Annotated in this window: 16 protein-coding genes; 6 read left to right on the top strand and 10 right to left on the bottom strand. The window is 61.3% G+C overall.

Going from position 1 to position 16587, the window contains the following annotated elements; translation table 11 throughout:
* Positions 1 to 6 precede the first annotated feature (6 nt).
* The 7 genes from DTP52_RS02875 to DTP52_RS02845 all read right to left on the bottom strand — a co-directional run bounded on the left by DTP52_RS02875 (position 7) and on the right by DTP52_RS02845 (position 5242).
* Positions 7 to 1026 (bottom strand): hypothetical protein, encoded by a 1020-nt coding sequence (locus DTP52_RS02875; RefSeq protein WP_109751752.1) that lies wholly within the window; start codon positions 1024 to 1026, stop codon positions 7 to 9.
* A gap of 144 nt (positions 1027 to 1170) precedes the next feature.
* Positions 1171 to 2100, bottom strand: a complete 930-nt coding sequence (locus DTP52_RS02870; protein WP_109751751.1) for a ZIP family metal transporter — start codon at positions 2098 to 2100, stop codon at positions 1171 to 1173.
* A gap of 72 nt (positions 2101 to 2172) precedes the next feature.
* The gene (locus DTP52_RS02865) at positions 2173 to 3054 is read right to left on the bottom strand and encodes a manganese catalase family protein (protein WP_109751750.1); all 882 of its coding nucleotides are present in this window, start codon (positions 3052 to 3054) and stop codon (positions 2173 to 2175) included.
* A 255-nt stretch (positions 3055 to 3309) separates the two neighbouring features.
* The gene (locus DTP52_RS02860) at positions 3310 to 3687 is read right to left on the bottom strand and encodes a general stress protein (protein WP_109751749.1); all 378 of its coding nucleotides are present in this window, start codon (positions 3685 to 3687) and stop codon (positions 3310 to 3312) included.
* 431 nt (positions 3688 to 4118) lie between these two features.
* Positions 4119 to 4367: a metallothionein gene (locus DTP52_RS02855; RefSeq protein ID WP_109751748.1), complete on the bottom strand. Its 249-nt coding sequence runs from the start codon at positions 4365 to 4367 to the stop codon at positions 4119 to 4121.
* Between the two features lie 30 nt (positions 4368 to 4397).
* On the bottom strand, positions 4398 to 4730 hold the full coding sequence (locus DTP52_RS02850) for a hypothetical protein (protein WP_178082447.1): 333 nt from the start codon (positions 4728 to 4730) through the stop codon (positions 4398 to 4400).
* Between the two features lie 2 nt (positions 4731 to 4732).
* Positions 4733 to 5242: a ferritin-like domain-containing protein gene (locus DTP52_RS02845; RefSeq protein ID WP_109751747.1), complete on the bottom strand. Its 510-nt coding sequence runs from the start codon at positions 5240 to 5242 to the stop codon at positions 4733 to 4735.
* Positions 5243 to 5436: 194 nt separating this feature from the next.
* On the opposite strand from DTP52_RS02845, the gene DTP52_RS02840 reads away from it, so the two are divergent.
* Positions 5437 to 6276, top strand: a complete 840-nt coding sequence (locus DTP52_RS02840) for an NAD-dependent protein deacetylase (RefSeq protein WP_109751746.1) — start codon at positions 5437 to 5439, stop codon at positions 6274 to 6276.
* 111 nt (positions 6277 to 6387) lie between these two features.
* Here the strand turns inward: DTP52_RS02840 and DTP52_RS02835 are convergent, their stop codons facing one another.
* Positions 6388 to 7281, bottom strand: coding sequence for a LysR family transcriptional regulator (locus tag DTP52_RS02835; RefSeq protein WP_109751745.1), 894 nt, complete (start codon positions 7279 to 7281; stop codon positions 6388 to 6390).
* A 142-nt stretch (positions 7282 to 7423) separates the two neighbouring features.
* Here DTP52_RS02835 and DTP52_RS02830 point away from each other — a divergent pair, with 142 nt between their 5' ends.
* From DTP52_RS02830 to DTP52_RS02820, 3 genes are read left to right on the top strand one after another with little or no spacing between them, the layout of a single operon-like run.
* A complete protein-coding gene (locus DTP52_RS02830) occupies positions 7424 to 8122 on the top strand; it encodes a CoA transferase subunit A (protein WP_003200117.1) in 699 nt (232 codons plus the stop codon).
* 35 nt (positions 8123 to 8157) lie between these two features.
* Positions 8158 to 8823 carry a CoA transferase subunit B gene (locus DTP52_RS02825; protein WP_003180355.1) on the top strand — a complete coding sequence of 222 codons (666 nt, stop codon included), beginning with the start codon at positions 8158 to 8160 and terminating at the stop codon, positions 8821 to 8823.
* Between the two features lie 11 nt (positions 8824 to 8834).
* Positions 8835 to 10016: an acetyl-CoA C-acetyltransferase gene (locus DTP52_RS02820; protein WP_109751744.1), complete on the top strand. Its 1182-nt coding sequence runs from the start codon at positions 8835 to 8837 to the stop codon at positions 10014 to 10016.
* 387 nt (positions 10017 to 10403) lie between these two features.
* Here DTP52_RS02820 and DTP52_RS02815 read toward each other — a convergent pair whose 3' ends face one another.
* On the bottom strand, positions 10404 to 11117 hold the full coding sequence (locus DTP52_RS02815) for a FadR/GntR family transcriptional regulator (protein ID WP_109751743.1): 714 nt from the start codon (positions 11115 to 11117) through the stop codon (positions 10404 to 10406).
* A gap of 334 nt (positions 11118 to 11451) precedes the next feature.
* Between DTP52_RS02815 and DTP52_RS02810 the strand changes: the two genes are divergently transcribed.
* Both DTP52_RS02810 and gudD read left to right on the top strand, forming a co-directional pair.
* Positions 11452 to 12798: an MFS transporter gene (locus tag DTP52_RS02810; RefSeq protein WP_109751742.1), complete on the top strand. Its 1347-nt coding sequence runs from the start codon at positions 11452 to 11454 to the stop codon at positions 12796 to 12798.
* Positions 12799 to 12827: 29 nt separating this feature from the next.
* Positions 12828 to 14171 carry a glucarate dehydratase gene (gudD, locus tag DTP52_RS02805; RefSeq protein WP_109751741.1) on the top strand — a complete coding sequence of 448 codons (1344 nt, stop codon included), beginning with the start codon at positions 12828 to 12830 and terminating at the stop codon, positions 14169 to 14171.
* 179 nt (positions 14172 to 14350) lie between these two features.
* Here the strand turns inward: gudD and glgB are convergent, their stop codons facing one another.
* Positions 14351 to 16585 (bottom strand): 1,4-alpha-glucan branching protein GlgB, encoded by a 2235-nt coding sequence (gene glgB, locus DTP52_RS02795; RefSeq protein ID WP_109751739.1) that lies wholly within the window; start codon positions 16583 to 16585, stop codon positions 14351 to 14353.
* Positions 16586 to 16587: the final 2 nt, after the last annotated feature.

The raw sequence follows: 16587 nt of genomic DNA, 5'->3' as shown, positions 1-16587 counted from the left end.
GGCCCATCACGGCTTGATGTCTGGCAATGCCACCGCTCGATTGGCCAGGTCCGCCTCCACCAGGCTGCCTTCTATTTCTTCGTCCAGGTAATACACCGGTGCCATTACCCCGCTGAGGGGATGCTTGAGTGACTTGAACCACGCCTCATCGAACGCAGCGCTCAGGCTTTTGCGGATCTGCGCCTCCATTTCCGGCCGCTCGCCCTCGTGAATGATCGCGCGAATACCCGCCACGCCCACCGAAATCAATGCCCCGGCCGCTTTCCCTGCCACGGCCGCCGCCGCGCCAGTCGCGCCTCGCGTGGCAAATTGCGCCTCGATTTTTTCGCTGGTGCGTTGCGCCACCGTTGCGATCACCGCCTCTGATGGCCCGGCACCTGTGGCAGCGGCCTTGTTGACGTGATCGATCAGGGCCGCATAAGCCGGCAGTGTGTTCAGCGGTTCGGCATGAATCACCTCGTACAACGAAGCGTTACGCGCCGCCGGCGGCCCCAGGTTGATAGCAGGAATACCGTGCAGGCGCCGATTCATCAGTTCGTTCGGGATTCGATGCCGCTGGGCGACAACCTGGACCTGTTGATTGAGCTGGCGAATGTAGTAGTCCGTCGCGGCGGCCCTGATCGCCTCGGGATCAATTTCCATCGCCACGGGTTCCAGCACCTGCTCGCGATATTGCTCTTGCAGGTAAACCGCCAGACGCCTGGCTGAGGAATCCTCCTCGCCCTTGGCACTGGCGGCATACCAACTGACCTTCACCGCCAGCCATTCCTGAGTCCAGTAGCTGCTGAACCAAGGGATGAATTGAGCCTCGGTGCGTTCATAGACCAGCACACGCCAATGCTCCATCGACCCGCGAGCGTAGAGGGCTGCCTGTTCGATAGCGCTTTTCGAAGCCGCGATGATCTGCTGGTCAACCTGTCGCCAAGTGTCCTGGGAAATGGCTACCGTGGCCGCCTGTTGACCGCGCTGTGGCGTGGCGCACCCCGCCAGAACGAGCACAATGGCCAACATCAGCGCACGCAGCACAGTCGCGCTACTCCGGGTTCAGGTCATCTACCGGTTGAGTATAGGTCGCGAGAAACAGGGATCCGGGGTAGACACACAAAACCAATGTGGGAGCGAGCTTGCTCGCTCCCACAGGATGTAATCCAGCAGGTATTTGGCTGGCCTTCAACCCAACGCCGTGTCTAGAAACATCATCACCGCAAACCCCATCATCAACCCCAAGGTGGCCGGTGTTTCATGGCCGTTGCGGTGGGTTTCGGGAATCACTTCGTGGGACACCACGAAGATCATCGCCCCGGCCGCCAGGCCCAGGCTGATGGGATAGGCCACGGCCACACCCGAAGACATGCCCAGGCCAATCACCGACCCCAAAGGCTCCATCAACCCCGAGCCCACGGCAATCAGCGCGGCACGCAAGGTACTGATGCCGGTGACCCGCAGCGCCATGGCAATGGCGAGGCCTTCGGGAATGTCCTGGATGGCAATGGCGGTGGTCAAGGGCAGACCGACCTTGAAATCGCCGTCGGCAAAACTGACGCCGATGGCCATACCTTCTGGCAAGTTATGCAAGGTGATGGCGAGTACGAACAACCAGACACGATTGATGCGTTCGACTTGCGGACCGCGCCGGCCACTCAACTCGTGCTCGTGGGGGACGAAACGGTCGAGGCCGATCATCAAGGCGACGCCCAGCCCCAATCCCACCACGACGACAAACGCGGCAAGCAACTGATTACCGCAAATGACCTGTGCCGCCTCGATCCCCGGCAAAATCAGTGAGAAGGAACTGGCGGCGAGCATCATGCCCGCGGCGAACCCCAGCATGATGTCCTGGGTACGGGAGGAGATATCCCGCAATACCACCGCCATCACAGCCCCCAATGCGGTGGCGGCGAAGCCGGACGTGCCGCCCAGTACCGCATACCCCAGGTTTTGCCGATCAGCCCCAACCAGTGCGTTGTAGCCGCTGTAGAGCAACAACGCGGCAACCAACGCCAACCCCAGCCAGAAGGTTACCCCTAGCACCAGATTGTTTTGCACAGGATCCAGCCAGGTACGCCAGGGTGATCGGATCCGGGAAGTGGGCTGGTCCATTGAAAGTCCTTAACTGGTTGAGCGGTCAAACAGAATTCTCAGGCGAGGGAGCCGGGCCCCCTCGCCGGTTTCCTACAGTTTGTCACCTTGCATTCCTGAACCCAAGTCGGCGCCGGTGGTGGGGTCGCTATCGGGGTTGGACATGGTCCGCGCCTTCATGTCCATCAACAGCGCTTCGTCTTTTTTACTCAACTGAACGCTGGCCAGTCCATCGCCACCGTCCACCGCTGGCGTTGGATTCTCCACGAACTCCCAGTCATCGCCCTGGTTCCATGGACCACGCACGGTAGGTTCGCCCTGGGACATGTTGAAATACACATGACTGAATTCCGGCATACCCGGCAATTTGCCTTGCGGAAAATTGGGCTGGATCGAGTGCAAGGCTTTTTCGAACGACAACTGATGCGCGATTTCACGGGTCATCAAAAAGCCGAGCGCTTCTTTTACTCCAGGATCATCGGTGAGGTTCATCAACCGTTCATAGATGATTTTCGCCCGGGCCTCAGCAGCAATGTTCGAGCGCATGTCCGCCGTTGGTTCGCCGATGGTGTCGACATAGGCGGCAGTCCAGGGCACACCGGCGGAGTTGGTCAGCGGCGAGCCGGCGCCATACAAGAGGCTGGTGATGTGCGAGTCATTACCGGCACCGTTGATGTCCCGGTACAACTGCCCCTCCTTCTCCACGCCTTCAGCCATTCTGCCCTTGGCACCCTTGTTCAGCATCACGATGATCGAACCGATCACCTCCAGATGACTGAGCTCTTCGGTGGCAATGTCCATCAGCAAATCCTTGCGACCTGGATCGTCCTCGGACAAGGCCTGGGTGAAATAACGCGATGCCGCCGCCAATTCCCCTTGGGCCCCGCCGAACTGCTCGAGCAACAGGTTGGCGAGTCCGGGATTGGGCTCAGCGACACGCACGGTGTACTGCAATCGTTTGTTATGTAGAAACATGATTGAACTCCTCGTTCAGGTACACGGCATGAGAACACTGCCGACGGCAGGCCCATGAAAGTCTGAAGAAATTAAATGAATATAATTTAGTTTTTATTCAAAACAGAAGACGAGTGGCTTATTGCAACGCAAGCACACGCACTTATTTTTCAAACAATAAATCCATCAGCGAAGTCGGGCAGGAATACCCGACTTAATATCACCGCCGAAACAGGTCCCAGCCCAATCGCACGGGACCTGCGAGACTACGAAACATTAGGAATTACGAGCGCCACCGCGGCTGTTTTCGCCGCCTTTCCTGCCGGCTTCGGAGGCTTTTTCCCGGTCGTTGGCAAAGTTGCCACCCGAGGCCTGGCCACCTTTTCGGCCGGCTTCAGAAGCCCGCTCAGGGTCGTTGGCAAAGTTCCCCCCCGAGGCTTGCCCGCCTTTGCGTCCGGCTTCTGCGGCGCGCTGCGGGTCGTTGGCAAAATTGCCGCCAGAGGCCTGGCCACCCTTGCGTCCAGCCTCGGAAGCGCGCTCAGGATTGTTGGCAAAATTGCCTCCTGATGCTTGGCCGCCCTTTTTCCCGGCTTCCGATGCCTTCTCACGATCGTTAGCGAAATTGCCAGGGTTGTTATTACCTGTGTTAGCCATTTCATTCACCTCGTTTAGTTGATATCAACGAGTCTCGCTGACTCGTCTTATTCGGAAAACATGGCGCCACCAAGGTTTTAAGGGAACGTGTCAAACGGCGACGAATGGTCACTACTTCTATTTGCACCGAACCCTTGATAGTTATTGCAACAGGCTATTAAACAAGCGGCGACCGATTAACAGCCTTAACACTAAAACTTCATCCAACGAAAACCCCACATGGTTCCACGGAAAAAACAGTGCGTGTCTTTCCACGCTGTCCGCCAAAGGCCGGGTGCCGCCAGCACCCCATTGCACCGGTCTCGTCACCCTGGCCTCGCGCCGTTCCAGGAAGCCAAAACTCGCGGGCTGCCGGTGTTGTTCTGCACCACCACACTGACCGGCTTGCGGTGTCCGGATCCCCTGTCGCCGAGACCCGGATTCAAGAATGCTCAGGGTGAAATCGGATCGCTCGCCGGAAAGGTTTCCTCCAGTGCATCATCCAGTTGATTGTCAGTGATATCGCGCTCACCGACTTTGCCGCTACGCTCGCAATGGCAGTCCGGTGCCGGACACGGTTCGCCGTTGGGGTGCTGTTCGGCGCAGGCCTGGCTGCAATAAGCCTCGCCGTCGTGATTGAAGACCCGCCGTGGATCGACATCACAATGACAATCGGGACAGCCACACTTTAATTCGCTCATGTCTTTCTCCTGAATGGATCGACGTTGCGTTCAAGAGGACCCCGCCAGCAACTGCACCTCCAGATTTGCCGCCGCCACACCGTGATTCGCTACATAGACGTCAGCGGTCCAACCCTTGGTCAAGTTGTGATAGGGCTGTGTGCCCAGGGCGGTGCCGCTGTCCCACGCGATGACATCACCAATATCGATGTCATTGGCCGAACTCAGCTCGAAAACGGTATGGCCATCCTCCTGGTCCACATACACGCCCACCATCGCACTCTGACGATTGATGGCGCGTACTTCACCGGTGGTTCGCTCGTATTTCTCCTTTTTCGGCGGCGCCCCAGGTGTCCGCAAATAAGCGTCCGGATGCTCTTTCATGCTCAGCGCTTAGCCTCGGTATGCGGACTGGCCGAGCGTTCGAGGAACGCCTGGGTGATCTGCGGCAGGTGTTCGCGCAACCACTCGGCCATGGCGATTTCCTGGGGCAGGATCTGTTCGCAGGCCCGTTGTGTTTCCACATCGCCGGCCACTTTCGCTGCCTCGATCAGCACGGTGTAGGAGGCTATTTCCAGGTTCTCGAACACATAGCCACTCATGGCGCCCTTGACCACTTCGTCACTCATCGTCATGCCACCGACCGCCTGGCCGAAGGCCATGAGCTTGGCGGCCAGATCCTTGAGCGTCGAGGTACTCCCGCCCAGGCGCTTTATGCATTGCTCCACCAACTTTTGCTGGCCGAGGGTTTCTTGCAAGTGCTCCTCGATCCGGGCCTTGAGCGCTGGATAATGTTCGAGGCGTTCCGCTTGGGCCTTGAGCATTTTTTCCGCTTGTTGCTCCATGGCATGGGCATCGTTGAGCCAGTCCAGCAGGTTCTCTTTTGGCGTTGCCATTCCCTTCTCCTTAGCCGTGGTCGCCACTGCATCGCAGCGCGACGATTCTGAGGTACCGCACATAGAAGTGGATGTCGCCGGGCCGGGGAAAGTTTGAAGCAACCGTCGCGCTGAGCGACGAAAGGCGTCAGCGCGCTTTCCCTGGACAACCGCAGTGCTAACCTCAACGGTTCCAGGCCAGCGGAGACAACCACATGCCCGACGATCTTCACCGTGAACCGATCGATCAGTTGCGAGAGCACATGGCCGGGCGCCATTTCCTGGTCCTCACTGGCGCCGGTATCAGCACACCGTCGGGCATCCCCGATTACCGCGACAGCGACGGTGTACGCCGGGGTCGACAACCCATGATGTACCAGGAGTTCCTCGCCAAACCCGAGGCGCGGCGACGCTATTGGGCGCGGGCAATGCTGGGCTGGCCACGGGTGCGACAAGCACGGCCGAATGCAGCCCACGAGGCCTTGGCGGCGCTACAGGCCGAACAGCGCATCAGTGGTCTGATCACCCAGAACGTCGACACATTGCACGACCAGGCCGGCAGCCAGGACGTGATCGAACTCCACGGCAGCCTGCACCGTGTGCTCTGCCTGGATTGTGAGCAGCGCAGCGAACGGCAGCAGATCCAATTGTTGATGGAAGCGCAAAATCCCTATCTGGCCGGAGTCGATGCAGTGCAGGCTCCGGACGGCGACACCCTGCTGGACCCGGCGTTCGAGGCGCGCTTCCAGGTACCCATCTGCCCACACTGCGGCGGCGAGCGGTTGAAACCCGACGTGGTGTTTTTCGGCGAGAACGTTGCCGCCGCCACCGCCGCGCGCGCCACCCGGGCCGTCGAGGAAGCGGAAGGCCTGCTGGTGGTGGGCTCGTCGTTGATGGCCTGGTCGGCGTTTCGCCTGTGCCGGGCGATCAAGGACCAGGGCAAGCCGCTGCTGGCGATCAACCGGGGCAGGACCCGGGCTGATGAGTTGCTGGATCTCAAGCTTGAAGAACCGTGTGAACAGTTGTTGCCGTTGCTGGCACACCACCCGTTCTAGCGAACACCCCAAATCCACTGTGGGAGCGAGCCTGCTCGCGATAGCGGTATTTCAGCGTGCATCTATGTTGAATGTGCCACCGCATCGCGAGCAGGCTCGCTCCCCCAGGAGTCAGTCAATCTGCGCCGAGTCCTGATCCCTGAGCGTATCGAACAACGCCTGCGCCGCCGCCGACAATTCATGCCCCGGCTTGGTCAGCACCCCGATGGCCCGTTCGATCACCGGATCGCTCAAGGTGATGCAACGGGCGCCCAACTCGTGCATCTGGCCGACGCACAACGCTGGTACCGCACTGACTCCCAACCCGCTGGCGACCATCCGCCCGACGGTCGCCAGTTGATGGCTCTCGAACTCCACGGGCAGCTTCATGCCCCGAGCCCGCAGATGTTCTTCCAGCATCACACGCACGGTGGATGGCCGTTGCAAGGTGATAAACGGCTGTTCCAGCAAGGTCTGCCAGTGGATTTCACGCAACTGGGCCAGCGGTGAATCCAGCGGCACCACCGCGACGAAGCGATCGAGATACAAGGGCGTGAACGCCAATGACGAACCCTGCATCGGTTCGAACGCCACACCCAATTCGACATGCCGGTCACGGACCATTTCCAGCACCTGTTCATTGATCACATCGTTGACCGTGACGTTGACATTCGGATAACGGGCGCGGAAGGTCTTGAGGATCGGTGGCAACAGGTTGCCGGCAAACGACGGCATCGCCGCCAACGTCACGCGACCACGCTGCAAGGTGAAGCGCTGGCGCATTTCGTCCTCGGCATTGTCCCAGTCGGCGATCAGCCGCCGGGCCAGGGGCAACAAGGATTCGCCTTCAGGGGTCAGTGCGACGTTACGGGTATTGCGACTGAACAAGCGTCCGCCCAGGCCTTCTTCCAAGGCCTTGATGGTCAGGCTCAGGGCTGACTGGGACAGATGCAATCGCTCGCAAGCCACGGCGAAACTCAGGCTCTGGGCCACGGCGAGGAAGGCGCGGACTTGCTTAAGGGTCATGGGCGCTCGGTGTCCGGTTGTGTCGAAGGGAGAACTATTGAGTTTTATCAATCAATCCAATCTAAAAATCAACTTAACAAATATATGAGTTGGCGCAACACTGCATCTCATTGCGACCCCATCAAGAATAAAAGAGGTGTCTATGGCAGGTTTCGACAAACGCGTGAGTTCCTATGAAGAGGCGCTGGAAGGCTTGAAGGACGGCATGACCGTCATCGCCGGCGGCTTCGGCCTCTGCGGTATCCCGGAAAACCTGATCGCCGAGATCAAGCGCAAGGGCATCCGCGACCTCACCGTGGTCTCCAACAACTGTGGCGTCGACGGTTTCGGCCTCGGCGTGCTGCTGGAAGACCGGCAGATCCGCAAGGTGGTGGCCTCCTACGTGGGCGAAAACGCCCTCTTCGAGAAGCAACTGCTGAGCGGCGAAATCGAAGTCGTACTCACCCCCCAAGGCACCCTCGCCGAAAAAATGCGCGCCGGTGGCGCCGGCATCCCGGCCTTCTTCACCGCCACCGGCGTCGGCACGCCAGTGGCCGAAGGCAAGGAAGTGCGTGAATTCCATGGCCGCCAGTACCTGATGGAAGAATCCATCACCGGCGATTTCGCCATCGTCAAAGGCTGGAAAGCCGACCATTTCGGCAACGTGATCTATCGCCACACCGCCCAGAACTTCAACCCGCTGGCCGCCACGGCGGGCAAGATCACCGTGGTGGAAGTCGAAGAAATCGTCGAACCCGGCGAGCTGGACCCGACACAGATCCACACCCCTGGCATCTACGTCGACCGGGTCATTTGCGGCACGTTCGAGAAGCGCATCGAACAGCGCACCGTGCGTAAGTGATCCCCTGCCCCCGGCCCGAATGAAGGAATAACAACATGGCACTTTCCCGCGAACAAATGGCTCAGCGCGTCGCCCGCGAAATGCAGGACGGCTACTACGTGAACCTGGGCATCGGCATTCCGACCCTGGTCGCCAACTACATCCCCGAAGGCATGGAAGTCATGCTGCAATCGGAAAACGGCTTGCTTGGCATGGGCGCGTTTCCCACCGAAGCCGAAGTCGACGCCGACATGATCAACGCCGGCAAGCAGACCGTCACCGCGCGCATCGGCGCGTCGATCTTCTCTTCGGCCGAATCGTTTGCCATGATCCGTGGCGGCCACATCGACCTGACCGTGCTCGGCGCGTTCGAAGTGGATGTGGAAGGCAACATTGCCTCGTGGATGATCCCCGGCAAGCTGGTCAAGGGCATGGGCGGCGCGATGGACCTGGTGGCCGGCGCCGAGAACATCATCGTTACCATGACCCACGCGTCCAAGGACGGCGAGTCGAAACTGCTGCCACGTTGCAGCCTGCCGCTGACGGGCGCCGGTTGCATCAAGCGCGTGCTGACCGACCTGGCCTACCTGGAAATCCAGGACGGCGCCTTCATCCTGAAAGAACGTGCCCCGGGCGTCAGCGTCGAGGAAATCGTCGCCAAGACCGCCGGCAAATTGATCGTGCCGGACCATGTGCCTGAAATGCAGTTCGCTGCCCAGTGAGGAGAGATTCGATGCAAGAAGTCGTGATTGTCGCCGCTACCCGTACCGCCATCGGCAGTTTCCAGGGTTCGTTGGCTTCCATCCCCGCACCGGAACTCGGTGCCGCGGTGATTCGGCGCCTGCTGGAGCAAACCGGCCTGTCCGGCGAGCAGGTCGATGAAGTGATCCTCGGCCAGGTGCTGACCGCAGGCTCGGGACAGAACCCGGCGCGCCAGGCGTCGATCCTCGCCGGCCTGCCCCACGCGGTGCCGGCGCTGACCCTGAACAAGGTCTGCGGTTCGGGCCTCAAGGCGTTGCACCTGGGCGCCCAGGCGATCCGCTGTGGCGACGCAGAGGTCATCATCGCCGGCGGCATGGAGAACATGAGCCTGGCCCCCTACGTACTGCCGGCCGCCCGCACCGGCCTGCGCATGGGCCACGCGAAGATGATCGACAGCATGATCACCGACGGTTTGTGGGATGCCTTCAACGACTACCACATGGGCATCACCGCCGAGAACCTGGTGGACAAGTACGGCATCAGCCGTGAGGAGCAGGACGCTTTCGCCGCCGCTTCCCAACAGAAGGCCGTGGCCGCCATCGAGGGCGGTCGGTTCGCCGATGAGATCACGCCGATCCTTATTCCCCAGCGCAAAGGCGATCCCGTGGCGTTCGCCACCGACGAACAACCACGCGCCGGCACCACCGCCGAATCCCTGGGCAAGCTCAAGCCTGCCTTCAAGAAGGACGGCAGCGTCACCGCCGGCAACGCTTCGTCGCTGAACGATGGCGCTGCCGCGGTGATCCTGATGAGCGCGGAAAAAGCCAAGGCCCTGGGCCTGCCCGTGCTGGCAAAGATCAGCGCCTATGCCAATGCTGGCGTCGACCCGGCGATCATGGGCATTGGCCCGGTTTCGGCCACCCGCCGCTGCCTGGACAAGGCCGGCTGGTCGCTGGAGCAACTGGACCTGGTCGAAGCCAACGAAGCCTTCGCCGCCCAGTCGCTGGCCGTGGCCCGGGAATTGAAATGGGACATGGACAAGGTCAACGTCAATGGCGGCGCCATCGCCCTGGGCCACCCTATCGGTGCATCGGGATGCCGGGTCCTGGTGTCGCTGCTGCATGAAATGATCAAGCGCGACGCCAAGAAAGGCCTCGCGACACTGTGCATCGGCGGCGGCCAAGGCGTGGCCCTGGCGCTGGAGCGGGCGTAACCGACACAGGTTCAACGGTGGTTGTGCGGACCCACGAATATCCGCACGACCGCTGGCACCACCACCGGCGCAATCTCGGTTGCGCCGGTTTTTTTTGCCCGCCGGTTTTGAGCGTGGGCTGCCGGCCTCATCGCGAGCAGGCTCGCTCCCACAGTGGATCTCCAGTGTTCACTGACCTTGCATTCACCACAAATCCCTGTGGGAGCCTAGCTTGCTCGCGATAGCGCTGGGTCAGCTTGCGGAGATGTTGAATGTGCCGCCGTCATCGCGAGCAAGCTTGGCTCCCACACTGGATCTGTGGCGGACACTGCGTCTGTGAACACCCAAGAACTCTCCTGTGGGAGCGAGCCTGCTCGCGATAGCGACAGGTCAAGCGACGATGAGCCTTCAGGTACCCGCGCCGAACCGATCGCGGCTGTTGGTCAGGTGCAACCACATGGCGGCGCGGGCGGCGTCCGGGTCCTGGCGCTTGATGGCGTTGAAGATCGCCTCGTGCTCCAGGTTGGCCAGTTGCGCCAGTTTGCTCAGGTCAGCCTGGCCGCGTTCGGCCACATTCACTCGCGTCCTGGGGATCATCGCACTGCCCAGATGCTGCATGATTTCGACAAAACAGGCGTTGTCCGTGGCTTCGGCGATAAGCAAATGGAAACGCCGGTCGGCTTCGACACAGCTGTCGTTGTTGCTGGACAAGCGCTGATAGTCATCCAAGGCCTGGCGCATCTGCTGCAACTGGCGTTCGCTGCGGCGCTGGGCCGCCAGGGCGACTGCCTGGGTTTCCAGGCCCAGGCGCAGTTCCAGGATGGCCCGCACACCCGCCGCAGTGTCGACATTGAGCCGCAGCCCAGGCTCGCCGGTCTGCGCCAGCACAAAGGTACCGATGCCGTGGCGGGTCTCCACCAGCCCCGAAGCCTGCAATTTGGAAATCGCCTCGCGCACCACCGTCCGGCTGACGCCATGGGCCTGCACGATGGCACCTTCCGATGGCAACTTCTCGCCCGGCTTCAACTGCCCCAGCAAGATGCTCTGGCTCAGCTTCGCCACCAGGTCATGGGCCAGGTTATGGGTACGCTTGCGCAGGGGCGCGTCGGTGTCTTGCGGCATCGCCGGGTTCCTCGAAAACAGGCTGACTGATCGTATCACCAGCGGGCGTGGGAAATCTCATCGTCACGCCTCCAACTTGTATGACAACACTCAAGATCGGTCCTTCTCAGCGCTGATCACCCTTTCAAAAAAATGCTTAGCCCAGGCCAGGCAGACGCTGAATAAAATCAGCCAGACTGGAAAAGCCCAGCAAATACGGCATAAGAACGCTATTCGCCCAATCCAATAATGCTGAAAAACTGCTTGTCATCCAAAAAAATCAAGTTGTATGATGTCTATCAACATCGGCACCTGCACGATGCCCGCATAAAAATAACGAGTGGGAGAAAAACCAGTGAACACATCCAGCCTCAAGGCGAATGCCGGAGCGGATCCGGTGCTGCTGTCGGCCATCGCCAAGGTCAAGCGCCACATCCTGCCGCTGTTCGTCATCATGTTTATCGTCAACTACATCGACCGCGTGAACATCGGCTTCGTGCGCGCCCACATGGAGCACGACCTGGGTATCGGTGCCGCGGCCTATGGCTTTGGTGCCGGCCTGTTCTTCATCGGCTATGCGCTGTTCGAAGTCCCGTCCAACATCCTCTTGCAAAGAATCGGCGCGCGCATCTGGCTGACCCGCATCATGCTCACCTGGGGCCTGGTGGCAGCGGGCATGGCCTTCATCCAGAACGAAACCCACTTCTACATCCTGCGTTTCCTGCTGGGCGTGGCCGAAGCCGGTTTCTTCCCCGGGGTGATCTACTACTTCACTCGCTGGTTGCCGGGTGTCGAGCGCGGCAAAGCCATCGCCATCTTCCTCAGCGGTTCGGCCATTGCCTCGCTGATCTCCGGCCCGCTGTCGGGGCTGCTCCTGCAGATCAACGGCCTGGGCATGCACGGCTGGCAGTGGATGTACTTCATCGAAGGGATGTTCTCCGTCTGCCTGTGCGTGTTCGTCTGGTTCTGGCTGGATTCCAAGCCCCATGACGCCAAATGGCTGAGCCGTGAAGAACAAGACGTGCTGGTCAAGACCATCGACGATGAACAACGAGCGCGCGAAGCCGCCTCGCCGATCAAACTGTCCATCGGCAAGTTGCTCAAGGACCGGCAGATCATCCTGTTCTGCCTGATCTACTTCTTCATCCAGCTGACGATCTACGCCGCCACGTTCTGGCTGCCGAGCATCATCAAGAAGATGGGCGACCTGAGCGACATCCAGGTCGGGCTGTTCAACTCGATCCCGTGGTTGCTGTCGATCGTCGGCATGTACGCCTTCGCTTCGCTGTCGGCCAAATGGAAGTTTCAGCAGGCCTGGGTCGCCGCAGCCTTGTTGATCGCCGCCGCCGGCATGTTCATGTCCACCACTGGCGGGCCGATCTTCGCCTTTGTCGCCATCTGTTTCGCGGCCCTGGGCTTCAAGTCGGCGTCGTCACTGTTCTGGCCGATTCCCCAGGCCTACCTGGACGCCCGGATCGCCGCCGGGGTGATTGCCCTGATCAACTCGGTGGGCAACCTCGGCGGGTTCGTCGCCCCGACCACCTTCGGCCTGCTGGAACAGCACACCGGTTCGATCCAGGGCGGCCTCTATGGCCTGGCAGCCACCTCGATCGTTGCCGCGATCATTGTGTTTGCCGCGCGCAATACGCCTAAACCCAAGTCGGCACCGACGCCGGCCAACCCTGCCGCCAGCCACGTTTGATTACTCGATTCGTTCAAGGATAAGTGCACATGACTCCTCCAGAAGCCAGCAAAGCCCCGATCATCACCAGCATGCAGATCGTGCCCGTGGCCGGCCATGACGGCATGCTGCTGAACCTCAGCGGCGCCCACGGCCCGTTCTTCACCCGCAACATCGTCATCCTCAAGGACAACGCCGGCCACACCGGCGTGGGCGAAGTCCCCGGCGGCGAGCGCATTCGCCAGACCCTCGAAGACGCCCGCTCGCTGGTGGTCGGTAGCCCCATCGGTACGTACCAGAAGATCCTCAACACCGTGCGCCACGCCTTCGCCGACCGCGATGCCGGCGGCCGTGGCCTGCAGACCTTCGACCTGCGCATCACCATCCACGCGGTGACCGGCCTGGAAGCGGCCTTGCTGGACCTGCTCGGCCAGCACCTGGACGTACCGGTCGCCGCCCTGCTCGGCGAAGGCCAGCAACGCGATGAGGTGAAGATGCTCGGCTACCTGTTTTACGTCGGTGATCGCCAGCAGACCGACCTGCCCTATCGCAGCGAACCGGATGCCGACAACGACTGGTTCCGTGTACGCCATGAGAAAGCCCTGGACGCCGCCGCCGTGGTGCGCCTGGCCGAAGCCGCCCACGCTCGCTACGGCTTCCAGGATTTCAAGCTCAAGGGCGGTGTGCTCAACGGCGATGAGGAAATCGAAGCGGTCACCGCACTGGCCGAGCGTTTTCCCCAGGCCCGCATCACCCTGGACCCGAACGGTGCCTGGTCACTCAAGGAAGCGGTCCGTTTGTGTCGCGACCAGCACAAAGTGCTGGCCTACGCCGAAGACCCCTGCGGTGCCGAGAACGGCTATTCCGGTCGCGAGGTCATGGCCGAGTTCCGCCGTGCCACGGGCCTGAAGACCGCCACCAACATGATTGCCACCGACTGGCGCGAGATGGGCCACGCCATCACCTTGCAGTCAGTGGACATTCCCCTGGCCGATCCGCACTTCTGGACCATGCAAGGCTCCGTGCGCGTGGCGCAGATGTGCAATGAATGGGGCCTGACCTGGGGCTCGCACTCCAACAACCATTTCGACATTTCCCTGGCGATGTTCACCCACGTGGCCGCCGCCGCACCGGGCGACATCACCGCCATCGACACCCACTGGATCTGGCAGGACGGCCAGCGGCTGACCAAGGCGCCCTTGCAGATCCAGGGCGGCTGCGTGCAGGTGCCGAAAAAACCGGGGCTGGGGATCGAGTTGGACACGGACCAGTTGGCCAAGGCCCATGAGCTGTACAAAGGCATGGGACTAGGGGCGCGGGACGATGCAGTGGCGATGCAGTACCTGATTCCGGGCTGGACGTTCAACAACAAGCGGCCGTGTCTCGTTCGCTGAAGCCAATACAATCCTCTTGTGGCGAGGGGATTTATCCCCGCTGGGCTGCGCAGCAGCCCTAAAAGCCCCCACCTTGGTCCACCCGTCGACCGCATGCACAGATATTGGGGCTGCTACGCAGCCCAACGGGGATAAATCCCCTCGCCACAGCCATCATCCTCCCTGCTACTTCTGTCGCACTAGCCCTCCGGCCGCAGGATCAACACCGCCAACGGCGGCAGGTTGAGTTCCAGCGACAGCGCCTGGCCATGGCTGGGCACCTCTTCGGTGGAGGCCCCGCCGCCGTTGCCGTAGTTGGAACCGGCGTAGGTGTCGGCATCACTGTTGAGCAGTTCCACCCAGCGCCCGGCGAATGGCACGCCGACCCGGTAGGCCTCGCGCGGCACCGGAGTGAAGTTGGCGACCACCAGCACCGGCCGGCCATCCTTGCTCCAGCGCAGCCAGGCGTAGACGCTGTTGAGCGCATCGTCGCCAATCAACCACTGGAAGCCTTGGGGCGCATCATCCTGGTCATGCAGCGCCGGCTCTTCGCGATAGAGTCGGTTCAGATCGCTCACCAGCCTCTGCACGCCACGGTGCTCGGGGTATTGCAGCAGGTACCAGTCCAATTGCTGGTCATGGTTCCACTCGCGCCATTGGCCGAACTCACAGCCCATGAACAACAGCTTCTTGCCCGGATGACCCCACATGAAGCTGAGATAGGCCCTCAGGTTGGCAAATTTCTGCCAGCGATCACCGGGCATCTTGTCGATCAGCGAGCGTTTGCCATGGACCACTTCGTCGTGGGAAATCGGCAGGACGAAGCGCTCGGACCAGGCATACACCAGGCCGAAACTCAGTTCGTTATGGTGATGGGCGCGGTACACCGGGTCTTGCTGGATGTAGTGCAGCGAATCGTGCATCCAGCCCATGTTCCACTTGTAGGCGAAACCCAGGCCGCCCTGCTGGGTGCTCTGGCTGACGCCCGGCCACGCGGTGGACTCTTCAGCGATGACCAGTGCGCCAGGGGTTTCCAATGCCACCACATCGTTGAGGTGGCGCAGGAAATCGATGGCTTCGAGGTTTTCGCGCCCGCCGTGGCGGTTGGGCACCCACTCCCCTGCCTTGCGCGAATAGTCGCGGTACAACATCGAGGCCACGGCATCCACCCGCAGGCCATCGATGTGGAAATGCTTGAGCCAGTGCAGCGCCGACGCCAGCATGAAACCGTGGACTTCGGTGCGGCCAAGGTTGTAGATCAGCGTGTCCCAATCCTGGTGGAAGCCTTCCAGCGGGTTGCCGTATTCGTACAGCGCGGTGCCATCGAACTGGGCCAGGCCGTGGGTGTCAGTGGGGAAATGCGCCGGCACCCAGTCGAGGATGATCCCGATATCGGCCTGGTGGCAGGCGTTGACGAACGCAGCGAAATCGTCCGGCGAGCCGAAGCGTGCCGTCGGCGCGAATTGTGACAGCGGCTGATAGCCCCAGGAGCCACCGAATGGATGCTCCATGATCGGCATCAGCTCGATGTGGGTGAACCCCAGGTCCTTGACGTACGGGATCAGGCGCTCGGCCAGTTCATGCCAATTGTATTGCCGGGCCACCTCCCCCGCCTCGTCGATTTCGCACTGCCAGGAACCGGCGTGCAATTCGTAGATCGACAGCGGCGCACCCGGGAGCTGGCGCTCGCGACGGTGCTGCATCCACTCATCGTCCTGCCACTCGATCTTCAAGGGCGCGGCGACTTTCGACGCCGTGTCTGGCGGCATCTGCGTGGCCAGCGCCACCGGGTCGGCCTTGAGCGGCAGGATGCCGTGGGCGCCGAGGATTTCATATTTGTAGCCTTCACCCGCACCGAGCCGCGGAATGAACAACTCCCACACGCCGGACGGATAACGGATGCGCATCGGATGCCGACGTCCGTCCCAGACGTTGAAATCGCCGACCACCGAGACGCGCCGGGCGTTCGGCGCCCAGACCGCAAAGCGCACGCCGTCGACGCCATCGACGGTGGTCAGTTGCGCACCGAGGCAGGAACTGAGGTCGCGGTGATTACCCTCGCCAAACAGGTAGAGATCCATCTCCCCCAGCAACGGACCGAAGCTGTAGGGGTCTTCGGCCACCTGCTCGCCGCCGGCCCAACGGGTGCGCAGCAAGTACGCCTGGGCATGATCGAAATGGCCGACGAACAGACCCGGGGTTTCGGTCTGTTGCAGCTCACCGAGCTCTTCACCGCCGTCACGGGCGAGCACCTGCACGCTCAGCGCACCGGGCAGGTAAGCGCGGATGAATTGCCCGCCGGCACCGTCGCCATGGGGGCCGAGGATGGAAAACGGGTCGTGATGTTCGGCACGCACCAGCGCGTCGATGTCATGGGGGGCCGGCAGCAATGACTCCTTGGCCTGCCCCTGGGGTTCTTTGTTCGAGACACTCATGA

The organism is Pseudomonas sp. 43mfcvi1.1 (assembly GCF_900115935.1).
In the GTDB taxonomy this organism is placed as follows: domain Bacteria; phylum Pseudomonadota; class Gammaproteobacteria; order Pseudomonadales; family Pseudomonadaceae; genus Aquipseudomonas; species Aquipseudomonas bijieensis.
This window is presented reverse-complemented; position numbering and strand designations above follow the sequence as displayed.